The sequence below is a fragment of the Saccharothrix sp. NBAS 001 genome (assembly GCF_056640475.1).
On sequence record NZ_CM153251.1, the window covers coordinates 400,128 to 425,644 of the forward strand.

The following is a 25,517-nucleotide window of genomic DNA, read 5'->3' on the forward strand; positions in this document are numbered from 1 at the left end:
AACCGCCATGCCCCGCACCTACGTCATCGACGACCTGTGGACCAACCGGGTCCCGTCCCGGCCCGCCGTCTCCGCCGACGGGACGCGCGCCGTGTTCGTCCTGGAGAGCCTGGACCGCGACGGCGACCGCGCGGTGAGCGAACTGTGGTCGACCACCGAGGAGGGCGAGACCCGCAGGCTGACCACCGGTCCGGCCGACGGCTCACCGGAGTTCCTGCCGGACGGCTCGGTGTCGTTCGTGCGCGCGGCCGGCGGCCCGCCGCAGGTGTGGCGGATCCCGGCGGACGGCGGCGACCCGGTCGAGGTCACCTCGCCCGCGCTGGTCCCCTTCGGCGTGCTGGGCAGCGCGTGGTCGCCGGACGGCAAGCGGCTGGCCGTGGTCACGCTCGGCGCGTACCCGGACCCGACCGCGCCGCTGGTGGTGAACACCGCGTTCCACAAGGCGGACGGGCTGGGCCGGTTCGGCGACCCGAGCCTGGACCTGGTGGTGCTCGACGTCGCGTCCGGCGCGGCGACCCGGCCGGTGACCGGCCTGCCGGCGATCGACGGCGTCGCCTGGTCGCCGGACGGCACCACGATCGCCTACGCCACGCACCGCGACGACCGGTGGGACACCGACTTCACCGGCGCGGTGGAGACCGTGCGGGTCGACGACCCGGACTCCCGCACGCGGCTGTTCACCGGGTTCTTCGGCCTGGGCACCGTGCTGCGGTACACCCCGGACGGCTCCACCCTGCTCGCGGTCGGCCGCCCGGACGTGTCCATCGGCCACGCCCAGTTGCTGGCCGCCGACCTGGCCACCGGACAGCTGCGCCGGCTCGCGCCCGAGCTGGACCGCAACGTCCACGCGGGCCCCGGCGGCGTGTCGCCGGCCATGCCGCTGCGGTTCACCCCGGACGGCGGCACGCTGTACTTCGCGGTGCGCGAGCGGGGGCTGAACCACCTGCACGCGGTCGACTGGGCCACCCCGGACGCCGCCGCGCGACGCGTGTTCGGCTCCGCCACCGAGAGCCTCGACGGCCTGGCCTCGGCGGGCACCGGCCGCCTGGTCTCCGTGCTGTCCACCGTGGACCAGTTCCCGGAGGTCGTGTTCCTCGACGGCGCGCAGGTCGTGCACCGCACCGCGATCAGCACCTACGACCCGGCGCGGCTGCTCCCGTGGCAGGAGCGCTGGTTCGAGATCTCCGACGGGGTCCGCGTGCACGGCCGGCTGCTGCGCCCCCGGGACGCCGAAGGCCCGACGCCGCTGCTGGTCGACGTGCACGGCGGGCCGCACAGCGCGTGGTCGCCGCTGCCCGACGCGAACTTCTTCTACCACCAGGAACTCGCCGAGCGCGGCTGGTCGGTGCTGCTGGTCGACCCGCGCGGCAGCGACGGCTACGGCGAGGAGTTCTACACCGGCGTCGTCGGCGGCTGGGGCGCCCGCGACGCGCGGGACTTCGTCGAGCCGATCGCCGAACTGGTCGCCGAGGGGCTGGTGGACCGCTCGGCGGTGGCCGTCACCGGGTACAGCTACGGCGGCTACGCGACCTGCTACCTGTCCTCGCACCACCCGGAGGTGTTCGCGGCGGCGGTGGCCGGCGGCGTGGTCTGCGACCTGTCCTCCATCTCCGGCACCGCGGACCTGCCGCACTTCTTCTCCGCGCTGGAGATGGCGCAGGGCGACGACGTCGACCTGGCCGCGCTGCACGCCGCGTCGCCGATCGCCAAGGTGCGCGAGGTGACCGCGCCGACCCTGCTGCTGCACGCCGGCGACGACCAGCGCTGCCCGGTCGGCCAGGCCGAGCAGTGGTTCGTCGGGCTGCGCGAGACCGGGGTGCCGACCCAGCTCGTGCTCTACCCCGGCGCCTCGCACCTGTTCGTCGTCACCGGCCGCCCGTCCCAGCGCGTCGACTACCGCCACCGGCTGCTCGCCTGGCTCGCGCGGCACGTGCGCTGAACCACCCCGTACTCACCGGTCGCCGCGAGACCGGCCCGACCCCGAAGGACATCCCCGCATGAACACTCGGTCCAAGATAGCCGCCGTGTCCGCCACGGCCGCGCTCGCGCTGGCGGCCTGCTCGTCGGGCAACTCCGCCGGCGGCTCCGGCGAGCCCGTCGTGGACGGCACGATCAAGCTCGCGCTCAACGCCGACCCCGGCGCGCTGTTCCCGCACGGCACCGCCGACAGCTTCAGCCGGCAGGTCATCGCGTTCGGCTACGAGAGCCTGGTGACCCTCGACCAGGACGGCAAGGCCCGGCCGTGGCTGGCCGAGAAGTGGGACACCTCCACCACCGCGACCACGTTCACCATCCGCGAGGGCGTCAAGTGCGCGGACGGCACCCCGCTCACCGCGAAGACGGTCGCCGCGAACTTCGACTGGCTCACCACGCCGGCCAACGCCTCGCCGCTGCTGGGCGTGTTCGTCCCGATCGGCCTCAAGGCCACCGTGGACGAGGCGAAGCGGACCGTGACGCTCACCGCGCCCGGCCCGTCGCCGTTCCTGATGGAGAGCCTGGGCCAGGCGTTCATCGCCTGCGACGCGGCGCTCAAGGCGCCCGCCGACTACGCCCAGAAGTTCGACGGCACCGGCCCGTACGAGCTGACCGAGGTCAAGGCGGGCAACAGCTACACGCTGACCCGCCGCGAGGACTACACGTGGGGCCCGCTGGACACCACCGCGAAGACGCCGGGCCTGCCCAAGACCGTCGTGGTGACCGTGGTCGGCGACAACACCACCCGGGCGAACCTGCTGCTGTCCCGCGAGGCGAACGGCGCCGGGCTGGAAGGCCCCGAGGTCAAGCGGATCGCCGACGCGAACGTGCCGGCGGCCGATTTCCGGGTCCCGGCGACCGCGCTGTTCGTCAACCACGCCGCCACCCGGCCCACCGCCGACCCGGCGGTGCGCAAGGCGCTGGTGCAGGGCACCAACACCAAGTCGGTGGCGGACATCCTGACCGGCGGCGACGGTGGCGAGGCGCTGTCCTTCATGGCCGGGGAACCGAAGATCTGCCCGCCGGGCAAGATCCACGAGGCCGCGCCGAAGTACTCGCCGGACGAGGCCAAGCGCACGCTGGACGCCGCCGGGTGGACCGCCGGCGCCGACGGCACCCGGGCCAAGGACGGCCGGCCGCTCGCGGTCACCATCATCGTGCGCACCGGCACCGAGCGGGTCGCCGCCTTCGAGTACCTGGCGAAGGAGTGGCAGAAGATCGGCGTCAAGGCCACCCTGAAGACCACCGACACGGCCGGCGCGAGCGCGATCATGTTCGACCCCGCCGGCGGTGACTGGGACCTCGCGGACTGGGGCGTCGCCGCGCCGTTCCCCAACATGCTGGTGCCGTTCTTCAGCGGCGCGAGCACCGCGAACTTCTCCAAGATCACCAACCCGGGCTACGACGCGAAGGTCGCGTCCGCCACCGGGAAGCTCGGCGCGGAGGGCTGCGCCGACTGGGTGGCCGCCGAGGCCGAGCTGGTCGCCGCGGCCGACGTGCTGCCGATCGGCTGGTCCCGGGTCTCGTACTTCTACCAGGGCTTCACGGCCAACCGGTCGTTGCAGATCGAGCCGTGGTCCATCCGCCAGACCTCCTGACCCAGCACGTCAAGACCGAGAGGACACCATGAACTACGCACTCCTCGCGTCCCCCGAGTGGCAGGAGCGCCTCGACGCACTGGCCGCCGAGCACGACGTCCCGGGCGTCCAGGTGGGCGTGCTGGAACTGGACGCGGCGGGCGACGCCGCGATCCGCGTGCTGGTCTCCGGCGTCACCAGCCTGGACACCGGCGTGACGGTCACCGAGGACACGCTGTTCCAGTACGGCTCGATCAGCAAGGTGTGGACCACGACCCTGCTGATGCAGCTCGTGGACGAGGGCCTGCTGACCCTGGACACGCCGGTCGTGGACGTCCTGCCCGACTTCCGGCTGGCCGACCCCGAGCACGCCCCGAGGGTCCTCGTCCGCCAGCTCGTCACGCACACCAGCGGCATCGACGGCGACATCTTCCTCGACACCGGCGACGGCGACGACTGCGTCGAGAAGTACGTGGCCGCGCTAGCCGAGACGCACCCCTACACCCGGCCGGGCGGCCCGCTGAGCTACTGCAACGCCGGTTTCGTGCTGGCCGGGCGGATCGTCGAGGTGCTGCGCGGGATGGCGTGGGACGACGCCGTCGCCGAGCACCTCGCCAAGCCGCTGGGCCTGACCCACGTGATCACCCGCGCCAAGCAGGCCCCGCTGTTCCGCACCGCCGTGGGCCACCAGGACACCCCGGAGGGCACCCCCGGCGGCAAGGTCGCGCCCGCCAAGGTGTGGATGCTGCCGCGCTCGGTCGGGCCCGCCGGCCTGATCACCGGCACCGCCGACGCCCTGCTCCGGTTCGGCGCGATGCACCTGCGCGACGGCGTGGGCCTCAACGGCGAGCGGGTGCTCTCCGCCGAGTCCGCGCGGGCGATGCGCAGCCTCCAGGTCGACCTGACCGACGTGTCCACGGTGGACCGGGGTTGGGGCCTGGGCTGGATCCTGTCCGACTGGGGCCGCGCCGGCGGCGACCCGGTGACCTCCCCGCAGCACGGCGGCCACACCATCGGCCAGGTCGCGCGGCTCAACACGTTCCCCGAGCTGGGCGTGGCGGTCTGCGTGCTGACCAACGCCGACCGCGGCCTGGGCCTGGCCGACGAGCTGCTCACCCTGATCGGCGCCGAACTCGGCCTCACCGCGCCGAAACCGGTCGTCGAGGAGGGCGGGGACCTCGACGACCTGCTCGGCACCTACGAGACCGTCATGGTGCGCCAGACCCTGGGCCGCGACGACGAGGGCTACTACATGGACCTGGAGACCAAGGCTCCCGTCGGGGAGCGCGCCCCCGAGCCGCGCCACCGGGTCACCCCGTCGGGCAAGGGCCGGTTCGTCACCGACGTGAACGGCGCGCTGACCGAGTTCACCCACGTGGTCGACGGGGAGGACGAGTACCTGTACATGTTCCGGCTGTTCAAGCGCACCGACCGGTGAACTACCGGGACGCCGCCCGCGATCGGCTGGACCTGCTGATCGACCACGCGCTGCGGCTGGTGGCCTGCGAGTCCCCCTCGGGGGACGCGCGGGCGCTGGAGCGCTCCGCCGGGCTGGTGGCGATGATCGGCGCGGCGTACTTCGGGGTGCGCGGCGAGGTCGTGACGCGCGACGGCGTCCCGCACGTGCGGTGGCGGCTGGGGCACGGGCCGCGCCGCGTGCTCGTGCTCGGCCACCACGACACGGTGTGGCCGGTGGGCAGCCTGGAGCGGCTGCCCGCCGTGGCCGACGGCGGCGCGCTGCGCGGTCCGGGCAGCTACGACATGAAGACCGGGCTGCTCCAGGCGTTCCTGGCGTGCGCGCTGGTCCGGGAGCGGCTCGGCGGGCTGGAGGGGGTCAGCGTGCTGGTCACCGGCGACGGCGAGGCCGGGTCGGCGACCGCCCGCGCGCTGATCGGGCGCGAGTCCGCCGGGTGCGCCGCGGTGCTGGTGCCGGAGGCGGCCGGGCCCGGCGGCGGGCTGCTGACCGCCCGCAAGGGCATGGCCCGCTACCGGCTGGAGGTGGTCGGCCGGGCCGCGCACTCCGGGCTGGAACCGGAGCGCGGCGTCAACGCCGGGCTGGAGCTGGCCGCGCAGATCCAGGCGATCGCCGAACTCGGCGACGCCGGGCGGGGCACGACCGTCGTGCCCACCGCCGGGTCCATCGGCACGTCGGTGAACACCGTGCCGGACACCGCCCAGGTCGCGGTGGACGTGCGGGCGCGCACCGACGCCGAACTGGACCGGGTGGACGCCGCCCTGCGCGGGCTCGCGCCGCGCACGCCGGGCGCGCGGGTCGTCCTGCACGGCGGCGTCACGCACCCGCCGATGGTGCCCTCGCGCGAGCTGTTCGAGCTGGCCGCCGCCTCGGCCGCGGAACTGGGCCTGGCCGTGCCGGTGGAGGTGGCGGCGGGGGCCGCGTCGGACGGCAACTTCACCGCCGCGGCGGGCGTGCCGACCCTGGACGGACTGGGCGCGGTGGGCGGCGGCGCGCACACGCCCGACGAGCACGTGCTGATCGCCGAGATCCCGGACCGGGTGGCGCTGCTGGCCCACCTGCTGGACCGGTTGCTGGCCGGGTGAGTGCTCCGAAAGGAGCATTAGAGTGAATCCGGGGGAAGGACTCCGCGAGGAACGAGGACGTCGATGACGCAGGCAGGCACCGGGGCACCGCTCGCGCCGCTGATCCAGGCGGTCGGCGCGACGCTGCTCAGCGTGCTGGCGGGCGACGTGGCCGGTGCCCGCCGGGTCGGCGGCATCGCCATCCACGACCCGCACGACACCGCCGCGCGGCCGGACCGGGCGGTGGTGCTCGGCGTCGGCGTCGCGGGGGAGCGGCAGATCGCGGACGTGGTGTGGACGTGCCTGGCCGCCGGGGCGTGCGCGCTGGTGCTGCGCGACGACTCCGGTCTGCCCGAGGCGGTCGCGGCCGAGGCGGCGGCCGGCGGCCTGGTGCTGCTGCGGATCGCGCCCGGCATCTCGTGGAGCCAGCTGTCGGTGGCGCTGTCCACCGCGCTGGACCGGGAGACCGCGCGCGGCAGGCGGTGGGGCGAGCCGGAGCGGGTGAACAAGGAGCGGTCGCTGTCCGACCTGGCCAACGCGCTGGCCGCGACGCTGGACGCGCCGGTCACCATCGAGGACCTGAACTCGCAGGTGCTCGGCTACTCGGACAACCAGAACCTGGGCGACGCGGGCCGCCACGAGACGATCCTCGGCCGGGTCGTGCCGTCGAAGTACACCGAGAAGCTGCGCCGCGCCGGGATCTTCGAGCGGCTCTACGCCCACGACGAGCCGGTGCTGGTGGACCTGGCGATGATGCCGGAGCTGGACGTGCCCCGGGTCGCCATCCGGATCGCCAACGGCCAGTACGTGATCGGCTCGATCTGGGTGGCCACCGCGACCCCGATCGCCGAGATCGACACGTCCGTGCTGCGGGCGGCGGCCGAGCGGGCGGGCGAGCTGATCGACAGCGGCACCCACGACCAGGACCGGCGGCGGCGGTTCGTCGGCGCGCTGGTCGGCGAGGACGAGCTGGAGGCGGCGCGCAGCGCGCAGGAGCTGGAGATCGACACCGGGTTCATCTACCTGGTGGTGGCCGAGCTGGTGCGCTCGGGCGGCGGCGCGGACCTGTCCGCGCGGGGCCTGGACCGGCACGCCGACATCCTGCACCTCCAGCTGACCGGCGTGAGCAGCCGCGCGATCGCCGCGGCCGTCGGCGGCCGGGTGGTGGGCGTGCTGCCGGTGGACGCGCCCGAGGCGGGCGGCCGGCGGGCGGTGGCGGCGGCCGAGCGGTTCGCCCAGACCGTGCCCGCGCACGTCGTGGTGAGTTCGGCGGTGAAGGGCGCGAGCGGGGTGTTCGCGGCGTGGAGCGACGCGCTCAAGGCCCTGGCGTCGGTGAACCGCAGCCCGGCCACCGCGTCGTGCCCGGCCGTGGTGCGGGTGGAGGACGCGTACTTCGACGTCCTGCTGCACGAGGTGGGGGAGAAGCTGCTGGCCCGCGAACCGGCGCTGCCCACCCCGGTGTCGCGGCTGCTGGACTACGACGCCGAGCACCACACGGACTTCGCCGAGTCGCTGGTGGTGTACCTGCGCGAGTTCGGCTCGGTGCACGACGCGGCGCAGGCGCTGCACATCCACGCGAACACCATGCGCTACCGCCTGCGGCGGCTGTCGGACATCTGCGGCATCGACCTGACCGACCACGACGCCCGCTTCAAGGCGATGCTCGAACTGCGCATCCGCAACCTGCTCGCCTAGAGCCCGGCCTGAAGGACTCGACCACCCCGTGCTCGCTGCGCAGTGCGCGAAAGGATGGCCGCAGGCGCACGCACGGGTGGCGAACGTGCTCACTCATCGTGACGAAACGGGCCGGTGGTGAGATTCCACGAACGCTTCGGCGGCATTAGGTGGCGTCGGACAAAGACCCGGACCGGGGCCGATCCGCAGTATTGGCGGCATGACGGATCTCCTTGCGCACAACGCCTCGGCGTTGGTCGAGCAGTCCCGACAGGACGCGCGCGCTGCGGCTGATCGGGCCGGGGTCACCATCCGGGCTCTCGACACGCTCCCCGAGCTGAGCGCCGCCTACGAGCTGTACCGGCGGATCTGGCGGCCCGACGCGGAACACGTCGCGCTCACCGTGGAGATCCTGCGCGGACTGTCCAAGGCGGGCGGCTACGTCGCCGGGGCCTACGTGGGCGACGACCTGGTGGGCGTGTCCGTGGGCCTCAACGGGGTGCCCGCTAGCGGGCGGCTGCACAGCCACATGGCCGGTGTCGCGCCGGAGATGCAGGGCCGCAGCGTCGGCCTGGCGATCAAGCTGCACCAGCGCTCCTGGGCGCTGGCCAGCGGCATCTCCACGGTGGCCTGGACGTTCGACCCGCTGGTGCGCCGCAACGCCTACTTCAACCTGGCCAAGCTCGGCGCGCGCCCCGAGGCGTACCTGACCGACTTCTACGGCCCGATGACCGACGGGATCAACGGCGGCGACGCCTCCGACCGGCTGCTGGTCGGCTGGGACGTGGTCGCGCCGTTCCCGCCGGCCGGCGCGGCGGACGACAGCGGGGTCCCGGCGCTGATCCGGTGCGCGGACGACGGCGTCCCGCACGTCGTGGCCTCGTCCGCGCCCGTGGTGGCCGTGCCGACGCCCGCCGACGTCGAGTCGCTGCGGCGCGACGACCCGGCGGTCGCCGCCGCGTGGCGGCTGGCCGTGCGCGACGCCCTCGCGGGCGAGCTGGCGGCCGGCTCGACCGTCACCGGCTTCTCCCGGGCCGGCTCCTACCTGGTGGCACGGAAGGACGACGCGTGAAACTCGAAGGCTTCGAACTGGTCACGACCACGCTCCCGCTGGTCTCCCCGTTCCGCACGTCGTTCGGCGTGCAGACCGAGCGCAGCGTGCTGCTGGTGCGCGCGGTGACCGACGAGGGCGACGGCTGGGGCGAGTGCGCGACCCTGCTGGACCCGCTGTACTCGTCGGAGTACCTCACCGGCGTGCTGGACGTGCTGCGCCGCTACCTGGTGCCCGCGCTGGGCGGTCTGCCGGCCGTCGAGGCGCACCGGGTCGGGCCGGCGCTGGCCAGGTTCTCGGGGCACCGGATGGCCAAGGCGGTGCTGGAGATGGCCGTGCTGGACGCCGAGCTGCGGCACCGGGGCGTGTCGTTCGGGCGCGAGCTGGGCGCGGTGCACGACAGCGTCCTGTGCGGGGTGTCGGTCGGCATCATGGACGGCGTGCCGCAGCTGCTCGACGCCGTGGCCGGGTACCTGGAGCAGGGCTACGCGCGGATCAAGCTGAAGATCGAGCCCGGCTGGGACGTCGAGCCGGTGCGCGCGGTGCGCGAGCGCTTCGGCGACGACCTGCTCCTCCAGGTGGACGCCAACACCGCGTACACGCTCAAGGACGCCGGCCGGCTGGCCCGGCTCGACCCGTTCGACCTGCTGCTGATCGAGCAGCCGCTGCCCGAGGAGGACCTCCGCGGGCACGCCGAGCTGCAACGCCGGATCACCACGCCGGTCTGCCTGGACGAGTCGATCGTGTCGGCGCGGGCGGCGGCCGACGCGATCAGCCTGGGCGCGTGCCAGGTGGTCAACATCAAGCCCGGCCGGGTCGGCGGGTACCTGGAGGCGCGGCGGATCCACGACGTGTGCGCGGCCCACGACGTGCCGGTGTGGTGCGGCGGGATGCTGGAGAGCGGCATCGGGCGGGCGGCGAACCTGGCGCTGGCCGCGCTGCCGAACTTCACCCTGCCCGGCGACACCTCGGCGTCCAGCCGGTACTTCCACGAGGACCTCACCGAGCCGTTCGAGCTGGTGGCCGGCCGCATGTCGGTGCCGACCGGGCCCGGTCTGGGCGTCGAGCCGATCGCCGGGCGGCTGGCGGGCGCGCGCCGGGAGTGGCTGCCGGTGTGACCTTCCCGGGGTGACCTCCCGGTGTGACCTTCCCGGCTGCCCACCTGGTGGAACGCCCCGCGCGGGCGTCGGTCCGGCTGGGAGGATCGGGTGCGTCGGCGCGCGGCCACCGGGGCGCGCCGCGGAGTGCTGGAGGGGTGCCGTGCCGCTGCCCGACGAACCGTTGCGGAAGCTGGGTTTTCTCACCATCGGGCTGTTCGACGGCGACGACCCGCGCACCGGCCACGAGTCCACACTGGACATCATCCGGTTCGGCGAGGACCTCGGTTTCGACAGCGCGTGGGTGCGCCACCGGCACCTCCAGTACGGCATCTCGTCCCCCGTCGCGGTGCTGGCGGCGGCGTCCCAGCGGACCAGCCGGATCCACCTGGGCACCGCCGTCATCCCGGTCGGCTGGGAGAACCCGCTGCGGCTGGCCGAGGACCTGGCGACAGTCGACGTGCTCTCCGGCGGCCGGCTCAACCCCGGGGTCAGCGTCGGCCCGCCGATGCACTACGAACGGGTCCGCGAGGCGCTCTACCCGGACACCGCCGACCAGGAGGACTTCGGCCACGGCCGGGTCGAGCGGCTGCTGCGCTTCATCCGGGGCGAGCGCGCCTCCGGGTTCAGCGGCACCGAGGGCATCGAGGTGTTCTCCGACCGGGTGCAGCCGCACGCCAAGGGCCTGGCCGAGCGGGTCTGGTACGGCGGCGGCAGCACCCGGTCCGCCCGGTGGGCGGGCGAGAACGGGCTGAACTACCTCACCAGCAGCGTGGTGAAGGCCGAGGGCGACGCGGGGTTCGAGGAGATCCAGCTCTCCCAGGTCCGCACGTTCCGGGCGCACCACCCCGACGGCGACCGCGCCCGGGTGTCCCAGGGCCTGGTGGTGATCCCGACCGACACGGCGACGGCGGAGCAGAAGGCGAAGTACCACGACTACGCCGCGAAACGCCTGCCGCGCACGGCGTCCCCGCAGGGACCGGCGCGCCTGCTGTTCGCGCCGGACCTGGTGGGCCACTCGGCGGAGATCGCCGGACGGCTGCACGCGCACGCGGCGTTCCGGGAGGTCGACGAGGTGGCGTTCGCCCTGCCGTTCAGCTTCGAGCACGCCGACTACGTGCAGATCCTGACCGACATCGCCACCGCCCTGGGCCCCGCGCTCGGCTGGCGGCCGGCCGGCTGAGCCCGCCGCGACCGGTTCAGCCGCGCGGGCGCCAGCGCTTCCACAGGGCGGTCGCCTCGGCGCGGGTCTTGCCGTCCCACACCAGCGACACGGCGACGGTCATCTGCGCCTCGGCCGCCTCGGTCACCGTCGCCCGCAGCTCGACCGGCTCGTGCAGCGGCGACGGGCGCAGGTAGCGGACGTCCAGCCCGGCGGTGACGTAGGACAGGGCGGCGTCGCCGAGCGGTCGCCACCCGCGCTTGTCGGCCTCCTGCATGACGGCGGCGGCGCTGTGGCAGTCCAGGACCGTGCAGATGATGCCGCCGTTGAGGTAGCCCAGGCCGTTGTCGTGCGCGGGCCACGGGGTGAACGCGGCGGTCACCACGCCGTCGTCGCCGGGGTAGCTGCGCAGCTTCAGGCCGTCCGCGTTGGCGTGGCCGCAGCCGAAGCAGGGGAGGTCCGGGTAGAGGCGTTCCTGGATGCTGGTCACCGGTCCACATTAGGCGTTCCGGCCGCACCCGCCCGCGGCCTGTGCCGCACAGGCCGCGGACGCCTCCCGGTGGTGCGGAAAGCGACCGGGCGCCACGATCCCTGCGACGACGGCGATCCCGGCCGGGTGCCGGGCGGGCCGTCGCGGCCCACCCGGCTCGACCGATGGTGGTGCCCGCCGACGTGCGTCGGCCAATCCCAGCCGGCCATCGCACGTCACCGGGTGCGGCCATCCGGGTACGTCCGGTAAACCGTACAGCGGCACGTGCTAGTGTGACGTATGCCCGACGCGCCGACCCGGCACGGCTGTCGCCGTCGGCCGGGCGCTCGCGGGACCAGCGCCTCGGCCACCCAGTCCCCCGGAGGAAGTCTTCCCATGTTCAAGCGGATGCTCAGCGCCTTCGGCGTCGGCGGACCGTCCGTCGACACCGTTCTCGACTCACCGCACGCCACGCCCGGCCAGGTGATCACCGGCCAGGTGCGCATCCAGGGCGGCAGCGGTGACGCCGTCATCGACCAGATCGTGCTCTCCCTGGTGACCCGTGTCGAGGTCGAGCACGGCGACCACGAATACGGTGGCGTGTCTGAGTTCCTGCGGGTCGCGGTCGCCCAGGGCGTCCGGGTCGCGGCGAACCAGCCGGTCGCCGTGCCCTTCCAGCTCCCGATCCCGTGGGAGACCCCGATCACCGCCGTGGGCGGGCACCCGCTGCCCGGCATGACCGTCGGCGTGCGCACCGAACTGGTCATCGCGGGCGCGCCGGACAAGGGCGACCTCGACCCGGTCCTGGTCTCGCCGCTGCCGTCGCAGGACCGCGTGCTGGACGCGTTCGGGCAGCTCGGCTTCCAGTTCCGCAGCGCGGACGTGGAGGCCGGCCGGATCCACGGCGTGCACCAGGAACTGGGCTTCTACCAGGAGATCGAGTTCTTCCCGCCGGCCCAGTACGCGGGCGGGCTCAGCCAGGTGGAACTCACCTTCGTGACCAGCCCGCACGAACTGGTCGTGGTGCTGGAGGCGGACAAGCGCGGCGGGCTGTTCAGCTCCGGCGGCGACTCGTTCGGCCGGTTCCACGCCTCCCACCAGGACGCGCAGCACACCGACTGGGCGTCGGCGATCAACGGGTGGCTCGCGCAGGTCGTGCAGCGCGGGGGCAACTCCGCGTTCGGCAACCCCGCGTTCGGCGCCCCCCAGCCGGGCTACGGCCAGGTCGGCTACCCCCAGCAGGGCTATCCGCAGCAGGGGTACCCGCAGCACGGCTACGAGCAGCACGGCCACTACGACCAGCACGGCCACCACGAGCGGCGCGGGCCGGGCGTGGGCGGGATCGTCGCGGGCGCGGCGGCGGGTGTGGTCGGCGGGATGATCCTCGGCGAGGTCGTGGAAGAGGTCTTCGAGGACGACGGCGGGGACTTCGCGTTCGAGGAGTGACGCCGGGCGAGGTGGGCCGACGCGGAAATCGGGTCGCGCGGCCCACCTCCGCCCGGAGATCATCCGATGATGGGACAGACGACGGAACGGGCCATCGTGCTCGTCACGGGGATCCAGGCGGCCGGGAAGTCCACGATCGCGCAGGCGCTGGCCGAGCGGCTGCCGAGTTCGGCGCACGTGCGCGGTGACGTGTTCCGGCGGATGGTCGTCGGCGGGCGCGCGGAGATGGGGCCGGAGCCGTCCGAGGAAGCGTTGCGGCAGTTGAGGTTGCGGCACGACCTGGCCGCGGCGACGGCGGACGCGTACTTCGCGGCGGGCTTCACCGCCGTGGTGCAGGACGTGGTGCTCGGCGAGTTCCTGCCCTACCTGGTCGACCGGATCCGCAACCGCCCGCTGCTGGTCGTGGTGCTGGCCCCGACGCCGGCGGCGATCGCCGTGCGCGAGGCGGGCCGGGCGAAGAACACCTACGACGAGTGGACGGTGCACGCCCTGGACCGCGTGCTGCGCGAGGAGACCCCGCGCCTGGGCCTGTGGCTGGACACCTCGGCGCAGACCCCGGACGAGACCGTCGACGAGATCCTGGCCCGGTGGTCGGAGGCCGTCGTCCGGTGACCCGCCGGCGGGCCGTGGACCCGGTGGGCCGACCGGTGCTACGGTGCCAAGCAAGTGCTTGCTTGGAGGTGCGGGTATGGAGTACGCCGTGCTGGCCCCGGTCGCCGCCGGGACCACCGCCGACGCCGCCTGGATGACCGGGTTCGCCCGGCACGTCGAGGCGTGCGGGTTCGAGTCCGTGGTGGTGGTCGAGCACACCGTGGTGGTCCAGGACTACGACAGCGCCTACCCGTACGACAGCTCCGGCCGGATGGAGCTGACCCCCGACTGCCCGATCCCCGACCCGCTGGACCTGCTGGCCTTCCTGGCCGGGCGGACGACCCGGCTGGGCTTGGCGACCGGCGTCCTGGTGCTGCCCAACCACCACCCCGTGGTGCTGGCCAAGCGCGCCGCGACGGTCGACGCGCTGTCCGGCGGCCGGCTGCGGCTGTGCGTCGGGATGGGCTGGATGAAGGAGGAGGTCGAGGCGTGCGGGGTGGATTTCGCGACCCGGGGCCGCCGGGCCGACGAGCAGATCGACGTGCTGCGCGCGTTGTGGCGGGGTCCCGCCGACTTCACCGGTGAGTTCTTCCGGTTCCGGGGCGCGGTGAGCCGTCCCGCGCCCGCCCGGCGGGTGCCGATCCACATCGGCGGGCACTCCCGCGCGGCGGCGCGCCGGGCGGGCCGGCGGGGTGACGGCCTGCAACCGCTCGGCGTGGCCGGGGACGAGTTGCGCGACCTGGTCGCGGTGATGCGCGAGGAGGCCGAGCGGTCCGGCCGCGACCCCGACGCGCTGGAACTGACGCTGGGCCACGCCGTCGGGCGGATCGACCGGGACAAGGCCGGCCGGTTGGCGGAGCTGGGCGCGGACCGGGTCGTGCTGGCCGCCTCGCCGACGGCGGACCTGGAGCGGGTCAAGGACGAGCTGTCGGCGTGCGCGCAACGGCTGGGGCTGGTCGCGTGACGTTCGGCGAACGCGACCGGCTGGCGATCGCGGATCTGGTCGCGCGGTACGCGCTTTATGTGGACGACCGCCGGTTCGGCGAGGTCGCGGAGCTGTTCACCGAGGACGCGCGGCTCGACCTGCCCGACCCGCCCGACCACCTCGGCCCGGTGCGGACGTTGAGCGGGCGGGCGGCGATCCGGATCGGGATGGGCGCGCTGCTGGGGTTCCCGGTGACCATGCACGCCGTGGTCGGGCAGGTGGCCGAGCCGGACGGGACCGGGGTCGTGGCGTGCGTGGCCAACCACGTGGGCGAGCGCGGGAACCTGGTGTGGCACCTGCGGTACCGCGACGCGTACCGGCGCGAGGGCGGGCGGTGGCTGTTCGCCCGGCGGTCGGTGCGCATCGAGTGGATCGAGACGCGTCCGGTGCGGGCTCTGGAGGTGCGGTAAGTGGGACGGCTGGCGGGACAGGTAGCGGTGGTGACCGGCGGGGCGTCGGGGATCGGCGGCGGGATCAGCCGCCGGCTGGCGGCGTCGGGGGCGCGGGTCGTGCTGAACGACCTCGACGGCGCAGCGGCCGAGGCGGCGCACGCGGACGTCGTGGCGGCGGGCGGCGAGTGCGTGATCGTGGTGGGCGACATCCGCGAGCCGGCGACGGTGGCGCGGGTGCGCGACGCCGCGCTCGGGGTGGCCGGCGGGCGGGTCGACGTGCTGGTGAACAACGTCGGGGACTTCCGCCCCGCGGCGCGGACCTTCCTGCACAGCACCGAGGAGCAGTGGCAGGAGCTGTACGAGATGAACCTGCTGCACGTCATGCGGATGTGCCACGCACTGCTGCCCGCGATGGTGGGCCGGCGCAGCGGTGCGGTCGTGAACAACGCGACCGTGGAGGCGTTCCGCGGAATCCCCTACGCGGCACCGTATGCCGCGTTCAACGCCGGGGTCGTCGCGTTCACCCGGAGCCTGGCGGTCGACGTGGCGCAGCACGGCGTGCGGGTCAACGCCATCGCCCCCGACCTCGCCGACACCCCGCAGACCCCGGCGGAGCTGATGCTCAAGGGCCGGGACCCGGACCTGATCCGGACGTGGATCCCGGCGGGCCGCTTCGGCGAACCCGACGACTACGCCGCCGTGGTCGAATTCCTGGCCTCCGACGACGCCCGGTTCGTCACCGGCCACACCATCCCGGTGGACGGCGGCACCCTGGCCGCCTCCGGCTGGTACGCCCGCGCCGACCGCAAGGGCTGGACCAACCTGCCCAACGAAGCCTGATCCCCCGCAGGACTTCGCGGAGGTCCGGCATCCCCGGCCGGTGGCGCGCCACCGGCCGGGGATCGCTCACCCCCGCACGGCCTCCGCGATCAGCTCACGCCCCTCCGGCCCGCCGTCCAACTGGCGGTTCACCCGGTTCGTGACCTGCCAGCCCTCCGCCGTGCGCGCGAACTCCCACCGGTTCACGCCGGTGCGCCAGATCCGGTAGCCGTCGGTCTCGGCCTCCCGCAGGACCAGTTGCGAGTACGTCGTCACCACGGCCCGGTCACCCGCCAGTTCGATGTGCGGTATCCCCACCAGGTGTGCCGCCCCGCCGTGGATCAGGCCCTGGTGGCGCTCGCCGGTCACCATCCCGGCGATCTCGGAACGTCCGCGCAACACCACCGGGAACGTGTCGTACACGCCGTCCTCGGCCCACATCCGGGCCGTTTCCCACGCCGATCCGCTGTCCACCGCCGGCCCGTAGGCCGCCACCACCTGCAGCAGCGCCAACCGGTCCTCGGTCTCCGCCAACCGCCGTTCCAACCCGGCGAGCCGGTCCTCGATGTCGGTCATGCCTCTCCTCGGTCGAAGGGGTACAGCTCGGTCAACGCGTGCAGCTGATCCACCAGGTGGGTCCGCGAGCGCGCGGTGAACTTGGCGTTGACCACCGTCGCGCCCGCCCGGACCGACGAGGCGACGTGCCGGCGCACCCCGTCCGGGTCGCCCAGCGGGTCCAGCGGCGGCGGCTGCAACACCACCTGGAACCCCTGGGGCAGCTCGAACTCCGCCAGGTACCCGGCCACCTGGTCGTCGGTCAGGCCGAACGGCGTCCACCCGTCGCCCAGCGCCAGCGCCCGCCGCAACGACCGCCGGGTCCGGCCGCCGACCCACACCGGCACGTCCCGCCGCACGCCGTGCGGCTCGATCACGAAGTCGCGGAACGAGTAGTGCGAACCCTTGTACGCCGGGACCGGCCGGCCCCACGCCGCGTGCAGCGCGCGCAACGCGTCGTCCGCCCGCGCTCCCCGGTCGTCGAACGACGCCCCCAGCAGCTCGAACTCCTCCCGCAACGACCCGACGCCGACGCCGAGCACCACCCGTCCGCCGCTGAGCCGGTCGAGCGTGCCGTAGGACTTCGCGATCTCCAGCGGGTGGTGGTAGCCCAGCACCACCACGTTCGTGGCCAGCCGGAGCCGTCGGGTCCGCGCGGCCACGAAACCCAGCGTGGGCAACGGGTCCCAGTACGTCCCCCCTCGGGTGGCGGCCACCTCGCGCGGCACGCCGACGTGCTCGCTGCACGTCAGGTGGTGGTACCCCAGCGCATCGGCGGCCTCGGCGATGGCCGCGAGGTCCTCCGGTCCGGCCTCGGCCTCCCACGGCGCGTGCGCGTCGGGCAGGCGGATCACGACTGGGCTGAACAAACCGAAACGCATGGCGCTCCCTCTCAGGGGATTTCCCGCACGGCGGCGAGCATCCGGGCGAAGGCGGGGTCGTGTCGTCCGTCCTCGGGCACCGCGACGGCCAGCCCGGAGCACCGGCCGCCGTACCACCGCGCCAGCACGTCCGGCAGTTCGGCGTAGGACCCGTGCGGCACGAGTTCGGCGAGCACCGGGGCCGTGAGCACGTCCGGCAGGTCGGCCCACCGGTCCTCGCGAACCAGCCCGGTCAACCGCTCGCCGAGTTCGGAGTGGCCCAGCAGGGCCAGGGTGGGCCGGTAGGCGGGCGTGGAGTAGAGGAACGCCAACTCCTCGCGGGCGCTGTCGCGGGCCGAGTCCAGCGCCGCCCGGTCGAACCCGGTGACGCACTTGGACACCACGACGACCCGAGGCCCGCCGTCCGGCCGTTCGGCGGCGCCCTCCGCCAGCGCGGGCAGCACCACCGAGTCCAAATAGGACGGATGGGAGTTGGTGGCGTGCGTGACGAACCCGTCCGCGTGGGCGCCGGCCACCAGGCACATCCGCCGGTTCACCCCGCCGGTCCAGAGCGGCGGCGCGCCGACCCCGGACGGGCCGGGGTTGAAGTACGGCTGCAACCGGTCGAACCGGTAGTGCGCACCCTCGTGGTGCAGCGGTCCCGAGGTCTCGAAGGCGGCGAAGATCGCGCGCAGCGAAACGAGGTAGTCCGCCAGCCGTTGCGCCGGTGCCGACCACGGCACCGAGAACCGGCCGACGATGTTCCCGCGCACCTGGGTGGCCAGGCCCAGTTCGAACCGGCCGCCGGAGTACCTGGCCAGGTCGCGCGCCGCGTAGGCGACGGTCATCGGGCTGCGCGGGAACGCCAGCGTCATGCTGGTGCGCACGGTCAGCCAAGTCGTGTGCTCCAAGGCCAGCAGGGCGACGGCGAGCGAGTCGTGCACGGTCTCCGGGATGTGCACGGTGTCGAAGCCGAGCCGCTCGATGCGCCGCACGGCGTCCGCGACGTCGGCCAGTTCGGTGCGCGCGGGCAAGGTGGTGACCAGTTCCACCCGTCACCTCGGCGAAGTCGCGTCGGCACCCGGCCCGGCGGGCGAGGTCACGGGACGTCCCGGGGGCGCACGAACAGACCTTCGGCCGTGACGTGCACGCGGTCGGCGGTGCCGATCGACCCGGTCGCGTGGACCTTGCGGCCGTCGACGGCCTCCTGCCGCCCGGTCACCGTCAGCTCCTCGAACAGCGGCAGCGGGTGGTGGTAGGTCAAGGTCAGCCGCGCGGTCATGCCGGGGCTGCCGGAGCGGATGTTCGCCAGGCCCAGCACGTGGTCGAGCAGCAGCGCGGAGATCCCGCCGTGCACGTGGCCGGGCGGACCCTGGTACGGCAGGCCCAGCGTCACCGTGCCGGTCACGTCGTCGGTGTCCGGGGCGAGTGCCAGCGGGGGCGCGAGCGGGTTCTCCAGCCCGTTGACGGGGTTGTGCAGCCGCGAGTCCACCGGCAGCCACATCCGCTCCAGCCGTTCGGCCAGCGGGGGAGCGCAGCGGTCGATGCGGTCGGCCACCGCGTCCAGCGCGGCGGCCAGCTCGCCGGACTCGTCCTCGATCGCGTCGCCGGCCCGCACGATCGCGTCGACCAGCCGCCGCGCCGCCGCCGCCACGCCCGCCGTCCCGCCGGTCCGTCCCGTCCCGGTGACGGCCGTCGTCTGGCTCATGGCCACCTCTTTTCGTGTGATCAAGCGCTTGGTTGACAGTAGGAAGAGGGCCGTTGCGGCGCAAGGCCGAACCGCCTTGCCCGCCACCGGATGTGTCCTTGACCACCATCCGGCCCACGGCTATGGTCGGCCAAGCGCTTGCTTGATTGGGTGCCCCGTGAAGCACCCGGACGAGCACAGGGAGGTTTCGACGTTGACCACATTCGCCGAGGTAGTGCGGTCGCGGACGGCGGACGGGCAGATCGGTCTGCGCTTCGGCGACGACTCGTGGACCTGGGACCAGGTGGTGCGGGAAGCCGCCGACCGGGCCGCCGTGCTCGCCGCCCTGGACACCTCCGGCACGGGCCGCCGCCCGCACGTCGGCGTCCTGCTGGAGAACGTGCCGGACTACGTGTTCTGGCTTGCCGGGGCCGCCCTGGCGGGCGCGGTCGTGGTCGGCATCAACCCGACCCGGCGCGGTGCCGAACTCGCGCACGACATCCGGCACACCCGGTGCGACGTGATCGTCACCGAGGACCGCCTGCACGGCCTGCTCGACGGCATCGACCACGGCGTGTCCCGGGTGTGGAACATCGACCACCCCGACTACCACGACCTGCTCGCCCCGCACCGGGGTTCGCCCCTGCCGGACGAGATCCCGCCCGCCGACGCGATCCTGCTGCTGCTGTTCAGCTCCGGCTCCACCGGCGCGCCCAAGGCGGTGATCTGCTCGCAGGGCCGCCTGGCGGGCCTCGCCGAGGCGCTCACCGCGCGCACCGAGCTGACCCGGGACTCGGTGTCGTACCTGTGCATGCCGCTGTTCCACGGCAACTCGGCGATGATGAACTTCGCCCCGGCGATCCGGGTCGGCGCGACGATCTGCCTGTCCCGCAAGTTCTCCGCGTCCGGCTTCGTCCGCGACGTCCACCGCTACCGCGCCACGTTCGTCAACTACGTCGGCCGCGCGCTGTCCTACGTGCTCGCGCAGCCCGATGACCCGCGCGACGCGACCAGCAGCCTGAGCCTGGCCATCGGCACCGAGGCGTCCGCCGCCGACATCGCGCGCTTCACCGCCCGCTTCGGCTGCCGGGTGTCGGAGGGCTACGGGCTCAGCGAGGGCGTGCTGCGGATCAACCGCACGCCGGACAGCCCGCCCGACTCGCTCGGCCTGCCGGTGGCGGGCGCGGATGTGCGGGTGATGGACGAGGAGACCGGCGCGGAGTGCCCGCCCGCCGTGCTCGACGCCGGCGGCAGGCTGCTCAACGCCGACGCCGCCATCGGCCAGATCGTCGCCGTCGGCCGGGCCGCCCAGTTCGAGGGCTACTACCGCAACCCTGGTGCGCAGGCCGAGCGCGTGCGCGGCGACGACTTCTGGACCGGCGACCTCGCCTACCGCGACGCCGACGGGTTCTTCTACTTCGCCGGCCGCTCCTCGGACTGGCTGCGGGTGGACAGCGAGAACTTCTCCGCCGCGCCGGTCGAGCGGATCCTGGAGCGCTGGGACCGGGTCGCGGTCGCCCTGGTCTACCCGGTGCCCGACCCGCGCACCGGCGACCAGGTGATGTGCACCCTGCAACTGCGGCCCGGCGCGGCGTTCGACCCGGCCGAGTTCGACCGGTTCCTGGACGCGCAGCCCGACCTGGGCACCAAGTGGCGGCCCCGGTTCGTGCGGATCTCCGCCGAGGTGCCGACCACCGGCAGCAGCAAGGTCGCCAAGACGGTGCTGCGCCGCGCCGCGTGGCGCACCGACGACCCGGTGTTCCTCCGCGACGACCACGCCTACCGCCCGCTGGACGCGCCCGCCCGCACCGGGCTGGAACGCGAGTTCGAGCGGCACGGCCGGACCGCGCTGCTGCCCGCGTGAACCCCGGCCCTGCGCGACGACAGACCTGCGTGACGACGGAGAGGACCCGGATGTTCCTGGAGTACACGCCCGACCAGCGGGAGCTGAGCCGGGAGCTGCGCGCGTACTTCGCCGCGCTGCTCACCCCCGAGGTGCGGGAGGCGATCGGCGGCACCAACGAGGACCGGCCCGCCTACCGCGAGGTCGTGCGGCGGATGGGCCGCGACGGCTGGCTCGGCCTGGGCTGGCCGGTCGAGCACGGCGGCCAGGGCCGCGGCGCGGTCGACCAGTACATCCTGTTCGACGAGGTGCAACGCGCGCAGGCCCCGTTCCCCTTCGTCACCATCAACAACATCGGCCCGATGCTCCAGCGCCACGGCACCGAGGAGCAGAAAGCCGCGTACCTGCCCGGGATGCTGACCGGGGACGTGGTGTTCGCCATCGGCTACAGCGAACCCGAGGCGGGCACGGACCTGGCGTCGCTGTCGACGCGCGCCGAACTCGTCGGCGACGAGTGGGTCGTCAACGGCAGCAAGGTGTTCACCAGCGGGGTGAGCCAGTCCGACTACGTGTGGCTGGCCTGCCGCACCGACCCGGACGCCCCGAAGCACAAGGGCATCACCATCCTGATCGTGCCGACGTCCGCGCCGGGCTTCAGCTGCACGCCCATCGCCACGTCCGGCATCACCCACACCAACGCCTCCTACTACGAGAACGTCCGCGTGCCGAAGGGCAGCGTCGTCGGCGAGGTGAACGGCGGCTGGCGGCTCATCACCTCCCAGCTCGGCCACGAGCGCGCCGGGCTGGCCGCCATGGGCGGGCGCACCGAGCAGCTGTGGGACGACGTGGCCGCGTGGTGCGCCGAAACCGGGACGGCCGAGCTGCCGTGGGTGCGCGCGGACCTGGCCCGCAGCTACGCGCGGGTGGCCGCGATGCGGCTGCTGAACTGGAAGCTCGCGGTGGTCGGCGAAGGCGAGAACCCCTCTCCCGCAGCGGCTTCGGTGGCCAAGGTGTTCGGCACCGAGACCCACGACGAGGTGTGCCGGACGCTGGTCGGCGCGGTCGGGTGGCCCGCGACCCGGCGTCCCGGCTCGCCCGACGCTGCGCTGGGCGGCCGGCTGGAGGCGCTGACCCGGGGGTCGTACATCAACACGTTCGGCGGCGGCACCAACGAGGTGCTGCGGGACATGATCGCGGTCGCCGGGCTCGGCCTGCCGCGCAGGGGGCGGTGACCGTGGACCTGTTGCGGGCGTTCGTCGGCCAGGAGGCGACACCGGTCCGGCACGCGCAGGAGCCGGTGAACCGGCCGATGATCCGGCACTTCGTGGAGGCCGTGGGCGACACCAACCCGGTCTACCTGGACGACGAGGCGGCCAAGGCCACCGGCCGGGCCGGGATCGTCGCACCGCCGCCGATGCTGTCCACCTGGCTGATGGCCGGCTACCGCGCGCACACCGCCGCGCTGCGCGACGGCGCGCCGGACTCGCCGATGACCCGCCTGCTGGGCCTGCTCGGCGACGCCGGGTTCACCGGCGTGGTCGCCACCGACGACGAGCACGAGTACCTGCGCGAACTCGTGCCCGGCGACCAGCTCGCGATGACCACCGTCATCGAGGACGTCTCGCCGCGCAAGCGGACCGCGCTGGGCGACGGCCACTTCATCACCACCCTGCGCACCTACACCGACCAGGACGGCGAAGTCGTGGCCCGGCAGCGGTTCCGCATCCTCCGCTTCGCGCCCAAGCCCGCCGCGCCGGACCTCGGGGCGCGTCCGAGGCCGTTCATCCTGCGGGACAACGAGTTCTGGTTCGCGGCGGCCCGGGAGCGGCGGCTGGTCATCCAGTGCTGCTCGGACTGCGGCGTGCTGCGCCACCCGCCCACGCCGATGTGCGCGCGGTGCAACTCCCTGGAATGGCACGAAGTCCCGTCCGCCGGGCGCGGCACCGTGCACAGCTTCGTCACCAGCCACCACCCGAAGGCCCCCGGCTTCGACTACCCGCTCACCGCCGTGCTGGTCGACCTCGACGAGGGCACCCGGCTGGTCGCCGACTTCGCCGGGGACACCGCGCGGATCGGCGCGCGGGTCGAGGTCGAGTGGGTCGAGCACGCCCCGGACCTGGTGCTGCCCCGGTTCCGGCCCGTCGAGGAGGACGCCTGATGGACTTCCGACCCTCCGAGGACCAGGAAACGGTCGCGGGCCTGGCGCGCGGGGTGTTCGAGCGCCGCGCCGACCCGACCCGCCTCGCGGAGCTGGAGGCCGGACCCGACCGGTTCGACCGGCGGCTGTGGCGCGACCTCGCCGACAGCGGCGTGCTCGGTCTCGTCGTGCCGGCCGACCACGGCGGTGCGGGCCTGGGCTTCGACGCCCTGGTGCCCGCCCTGGTCGAACAGGGCCGCACGCTCGGCCTGGTGCCGCTGTGGGAGACCGCCGTGCTCGGCGCGCTGCCGATCGTCCGCTACGGCACCGACGAGCAGCGCGCGCACTGGCTGCCCCGGATCGCGGAAGGCACCGCCGTGCTGACGGCGGCGCTCGAACAGCCGTGGCAAGTCTCCTGCGAGGCCAAGGGGTCCGACGACGGTTGGACGCTCGGCGGGGTCACCCGGGCCGTTCCCGCCGGACACCTCGCCGACGCCGTCATCGTGCCCGCGCGCACCGAAACCGGCCACACCCACCTTTTCCTGGTCGCCACCGAAGGCGTCGAACGGCACCGCGCCGAACGCACCGACCGGGGCGTGGCCGTGGACCTCGTGCTCGCCGACACGCCCGCCGAACGGCTCGGCGACGGCCCGGCGGAGGACCGGCCGGGCTGGCTGACCCGGCACGCCTGGACCGGCCTCGCCGCGCTCCAACTGGGCGTCAGCCAGTCGGCCGTGCGGCAGGCGGCGGAGTACGTCTCGCAGCGCCACCAGTTCGGCGTGCCGCTGGCCACCTTCCAGGCCGTCGCGCACCAGGCCGCGAACTGCCACATCGACACCGAGGCGATGGAGGTGACGCTGTGGAACGCGGTGTGGCGGCTGGCCACCGACCGCGACTCGGCGGCGGCCGTGCACGTGGCGCGCTGGTGGTCGGCGGACGCGGGCGACCGGGTGGCGCGGACCGTGCAGCACCTGCACGGCGGGCTCGGTGCGGACGTCACGTACCCGATCCACCGGCACATGCTGTGGACCACCCAGCTCGCCAACACCTTCGGCTCCGCCTCCTACCACCTGCACCGGATCGGGGGTCTGGTGTGAAGACCGGTGACAAGCTGCCCGAACTGGCCGTCCCGATCACCCGCACGCTGATCGTCGCGGGCGCGCTGGCCACCCGCGATTTCGAGGACGTGCACCACGACCCGGCGCGCGCGGTCGAGCGCGGCACCCCCGACACGTACATGAGCATCAACAACACCAACGGACTCGTCGGCCGGTACGTCACCGACTGGGCCGGCCCCGGCGCCCGGCTGACCAGGCTCAAGACCCGGTTGGGCGTGCCGAACTTCCCCGGCGACACGTTGACCTTCACCGGCGAGGTGCTCGCGGTGGACGGCGGCACGGTCCGGGTCTCGGTGCGCGGCACCAACAGCAAGGGCGCGCACGCCCTCTCCGAGGTCACCCTGGAGGTGCCGGCGTGACATCGGATTTCCTGTCCGGCAAGGCCGCCGTCGCGGGCATCGGCGCGACCGAGTTCTCCAAGGACTCCGGGCGCAGCGAACTCCGGCTGGCGGTGGAGGCGGTGCGGGCCGCGCTGGACGACGCGGGCATCGCGCCCGCCGAGGTCGACGGCATGTCCACGTTCACCATGGAGACCAACTCGGAGAACATGGTGGCCCGCGCGCTGGGCATCCCCGAGCTGACGTTCTTCAGCCGCGTCCCGCACGGCGGTGGCGGCGCGTGCACGCCCGTGCAGCAGGCCGCCATGGCGGTGGCCACCGGGATCGCCGACGTCGTCGTGGTGTACCGGGCGTTCAACGAGCGTTCCGGCGTCCGCTTCGGCCTGGGCCCGCCGCCCGGCAAGACCGCCGGCACCACCGAGAACGAGTACCGCAGCTGGGTCAACCCGTACGGCCTGCTCACCCCGGCCCAGCACACCGCGATGTTCGCCCGCCGCTACATGCACGTCTACGGCGCGACGAGCGAGGACTTCGGCCGGGTCGCGGTGGTGGCGCGCAAGCACGCGGCGGTCAACCCGCGCGCCTGGTTCCACGGCCGCCCGATCACGCTGGCCGAGCACCAGCGGTCGCGCTGGATCGCCGAACCGCTGCACCTGCTGGACTGCTGCCAGGAGACCGACGGCGGGCAGGCGCTGGTCGTGGTGAGCACCGAGCGGGCGCGCGACCTGCCGCACCCGCCGGCGGTGATCGCCGCCGCCGCGCAGGGCAGCGGACCCGACCAGTACTCGATGACCAGCTACTACCGGCCGGACCTGACCCGGGTGCCGGAGGTGGAGCTGTGCGCGCGGCAGCTGTGGGCGCAGTCCGGCCTCGGACCGTCCGATGTGGACGCCGCCGTGCTCTACGACCACTTCACCCCGTACGTGCTGCACCAACTGGAGGAGTACGGGTTCTGCGGGCGCGGCGAGGCCAAGGACTTCATCGCCGACGGCCACCTGGAGGTCGGCGGCCGGTTGCCGACCAACACCCACGGCGGGCAGCTCGGGGAGGGCTACCTGCACGGCGTCAACGGGATCGCGGAGGGGGTCCGGCTGGTCCGGGGCACCTCCACCACGCAGCCCGCCGACGTGTCGAACGTCCTGGTCACCGCCGGTGTCGGCGTACCGACCAGCGCCCTCCTGCTGACCACCGACCCCCGATGAAT

The 25,517-nt window shown here is 73.8% G+C and carries 24 protein-coding genes; 19 read left to right on the forward strand and 5 right to left on the reverse strand.

The window, feature by feature from the left end:
- Positions 1–7: 7 nt before the first annotated feature.
- The 8 genes from AC0HI0_RS01815 (at position 8) to AC0HI0_RS01850 (ending at position 11,094) form a co-directional block, all read left to right on the forward strand.
- Positions 8–1,939 (forward strand): S9 family peptidase, encoded by a 1,932-nt coding sequence (locus tag AC0HI0_RS01815; RefSeq protein ID WP_480930465.1) that lies wholly within the window; start codon positions 8–10, stop codon positions 1,937–1,939.
- A gap of 58 nt (positions 1,940–1,997) precedes the next feature.
- The gene (locus AC0HI0_RS01820; protein WP_480930466.1) at positions 1,998–3,572 is read left to right on the forward strand and encodes an ABC transporter substrate-binding protein; all 1,575 of its coding nucleotides are present in this window, start codon (positions 1,998–2,000) and stop codon (positions 3,570–3,572) included.
- 28 nt (positions 3,573–3,600) lie between these two features.
- The gene (locus tag AC0HI0_RS01825; RefSeq protein WP_480930467.1) at positions 3,601–4,989 is read left to right on the forward strand and encodes a serine hydrolase domain-containing protein; all 1,389 of its coding nucleotides are present in this window, start codon (positions 3,601–3,603) and stop codon (positions 4,987–4,989) included.
- Complete coding sequence (locus AC0HI0_RS01830) at positions 4,986–6,110, forward strand: M20/M25/M40 family metallo-hydrolase (protein WP_480930468.1); 1,125 nt, start codon at positions 4,986–4,988, stop codon at positions 6,108–6,110. Before AC0HI0_RS01825 ends, AC0HI0_RS01830 begins: the two co-directional genes overlap by 4 nt.
- 63 nt (positions 6,111–6,173) lie before the next feature.
- The gene (locus AC0HI0_RS01835) at positions 6,174–7,784 is read left to right on the forward strand and encodes a PucR family transcriptional regulator (RefSeq protein WP_480930469.1); all 1,611 of its coding nucleotides are present in this window, start codon (positions 6,174–6,176) and stop codon (positions 7,782–7,784) included.
- Positions 7,785–7,983: 199 nt separating this feature from the next.
- Positions 7,984–8,835 (forward strand): GNAT family N-acetyltransferase, encoded by an 852-nt coding sequence (locus AC0HI0_RS01840; protein WP_480930470.1) that lies wholly within the window; start codon positions 7,984–7,986, stop codon positions 8,833–8,835.
- Entirely contained in the window at positions 8,832–9,932 is a 1,101-nt protein-coding gene (menC, locus tag AC0HI0_RS01845; protein ID WP_480930471.1) for an o-succinylbenzoate synthase, read from the forward strand. The genes AC0HI0_RS01840 and menC overlap by 4 nt, the downstream gene beginning before the upstream one ends.
- Before the next feature lie 142 nt (positions 9,933–10,074).
- A complete protein-coding gene (locus AC0HI0_RS01850; protein WP_480930472.1) occupies positions 10,075–11,094 on the forward strand; it encodes an LLM class flavin-dependent oxidoreductase in 1,020 nt (339 codons plus the stop codon).
- 16 nt (positions 11,095–11,110) lie between these two features.
- Here the strand turns inward: AC0HI0_RS01850 and AC0HI0_RS01855 are convergent, their stop codons facing one another.
- Positions 11,111–11,563: a PaaI family thioesterase gene (locus AC0HI0_RS01855; protein WP_480930473.1), complete on the reverse strand. Its 453-nt coding sequence runs from the start codon at positions 11,561–11,563 to the stop codon at positions 11,111–11,113.
- A 375-nt stretch (positions 11,564–11,938) separates the two neighbouring features.
- Here AC0HI0_RS01855 and AC0HI0_RS01860 point away from each other — a divergent pair, with 375 nt between their 5' ends.
- The 5 genes from AC0HI0_RS01860 to AC0HI0_RS01880 all read left to right on the forward strand — a co-directional run bounded on the left by AC0HI0_RS01860 (position 11,939) and on the right by AC0HI0_RS01880 (position 15,796).
- A complete protein-coding gene (locus AC0HI0_RS01860) occupies positions 11,939–12,988 on the forward strand; it encodes a sporulation protein (RefSeq protein ID WP_480930474.1) in 1,050 nt (349 codons plus the stop codon).
- Between the two features lie 66 nt (positions 12,989–13,054).
- Positions 13,055–13,600: an AAA family ATPase gene (locus AC0HI0_RS01865; protein WP_480930475.1), complete on the forward strand. Its 546-nt coding sequence runs from the start codon at positions 13,055–13,057 to the stop codon at positions 13,598–13,600.
- Between the two features lie 76 nt (positions 13,601–13,676).
- A complete protein-coding gene (locus tag AC0HI0_RS01870) occupies positions 13,677–14,543 on the forward strand; it encodes an LLM class F420-dependent oxidoreductase (protein WP_480930476.1) in 867 nt (288 codons plus the stop codon).
- The gene (locus AC0HI0_RS01875; RefSeq protein ID WP_480930477.1) at positions 14,540–14,974 is read left to right on the forward strand and encodes a nuclear transport factor 2 family protein; all 435 of its coding nucleotides are present in this window, start codon (positions 14,540–14,542) and stop codon (positions 14,972–14,974) included. Before AC0HI0_RS01870 ends, AC0HI0_RS01875 begins: the two co-directional genes overlap by 4 nt.
- Positions 14,975–15,796, forward strand: a complete 822-nt coding sequence (locus AC0HI0_RS01880; RefSeq protein WP_480930478.1) for an SDR family NAD(P)-dependent oxidoreductase — start codon at positions 14,975–14,977, stop codon at positions 15,794–15,796.
- A 66-nt stretch (positions 15,797–15,862) separates the two neighbouring features.
- Here AC0HI0_RS01880 and AC0HI0_RS01885 read toward each other — a convergent pair whose 3' ends face one another.
- From AC0HI0_RS01885 to AC0HI0_RS01900, 4 genes are read right to left on the reverse strand one after another with little or no spacing between them, the layout of a single operon-like run.
- Positions 15,863–16,351, reverse strand: a complete 489-nt coding sequence (locus AC0HI0_RS01885) for a nuclear transport factor 2 family protein (protein ID WP_480930479.1) — start codon at positions 16,349–16,351, stop codon at positions 15,863–15,865.
- The gene (locus AC0HI0_RS01890) at positions 16,348–17,211 is read right to left on the reverse strand and encodes a TIGR03619 family F420-dependent LLM class oxidoreductase (protein WP_480930480.1); all 864 of its coding nucleotides are present in this window, start codon (positions 17,209–17,211) and stop codon (positions 16,348–16,350) included. Before AC0HI0_RS01890 ends, AC0HI0_RS01885 begins: the two co-directional genes overlap by 4 nt.
- Positions 17,212–17,222: 11 nt before the next feature.
- A complete protein-coding gene (locus AC0HI0_RS01895; RefSeq protein WP_480930481.1) occupies positions 17,223–18,242 on the reverse strand; it encodes an LLM class flavin-dependent oxidoreductase in 1,020 nt (339 codons plus the stop codon).
- Between the two features lie 47 nt (positions 18,243–18,289).
- Positions 18,290–18,898, reverse strand: coding sequence for a PaaI family thioesterase (locus AC0HI0_RS01900; RefSeq protein WP_480930482.1), 609 nt, complete (start codon positions 18,896–18,898; stop codon positions 18,290–18,292).
- A 193-nt stretch (positions 18,899–19,091) separates the two neighbouring features.
- Between AC0HI0_RS01900 and AC0HI0_RS01905 the strand changes: the two genes are divergently transcribed.
- From AC0HI0_RS01905 to AC0HI0_RS01930, 6 genes are read left to right on the forward strand one after another with little or no spacing between them, the layout of a single operon-like run.
- Positions 19,092–20,741 (forward strand): AMP-binding protein, encoded by a 1,650-nt coding sequence (locus AC0HI0_RS01905; RefSeq protein ID WP_480930483.1) that lies wholly within the window; start codon positions 19,092–19,094, stop codon positions 20,739–20,741.
- A gap of 50 nt (positions 20,742–20,791) precedes the next feature.
- Entirely contained in the window at positions 20,792–21,952 is a 1,161-nt protein-coding gene (locus tag AC0HI0_RS01910; protein ID WP_480934235.1) for an acyl-CoA dehydrogenase family protein, read from the forward strand.
- On the forward strand, positions 21,949–22,878 hold the full coding sequence (locus tag AC0HI0_RS01915; RefSeq protein WP_480930484.1) for a bifunctional MaoC family dehydratase N-terminal/OB-fold nucleic acid binding domain-containing protein: 930 nt from the start codon (positions 21,949–21,951) through the stop codon (positions 22,876–22,878). Before AC0HI0_RS01910 ends, AC0HI0_RS01915 begins: the two co-directional genes overlap by 4 nt.
- Positions 22,878–23,954 (forward strand): acyl-CoA dehydrogenase family protein, encoded by a 1,077-nt coding sequence (locus AC0HI0_RS01920; protein WP_480930485.1) that lies wholly within the window; start codon positions 22,878–22,880, stop codon positions 23,952–23,954. Before AC0HI0_RS01915 ends, AC0HI0_RS01920 begins: the two co-directional genes overlap by 1 nt.
- Positions 23,951–24,334 (forward strand): MaoC/PaaZ C-terminal domain-containing protein, encoded by a 384-nt coding sequence (locus tag AC0HI0_RS01925; protein WP_480930486.1) that lies wholly within the window; start codon positions 23,951–23,953, stop codon positions 24,332–24,334. The genes AC0HI0_RS01920 and AC0HI0_RS01925 overlap by 4 nt, the downstream gene beginning before the upstream one ends.
- The gene (locus tag AC0HI0_RS01930) at positions 24,331–25,515 is read left to right on the forward strand and encodes a lipid-transfer protein (protein WP_480930487.1); all 1,185 of its coding nucleotides are present in this window, start codon (positions 24,331–24,333) and stop codon (positions 25,513–25,515) included. The genes AC0HI0_RS01925 and AC0HI0_RS01930 overlap by 4 nt, the downstream gene beginning before the upstream one ends.
- Positions 25,516–25,517: the final 2 nt, after the last annotated feature.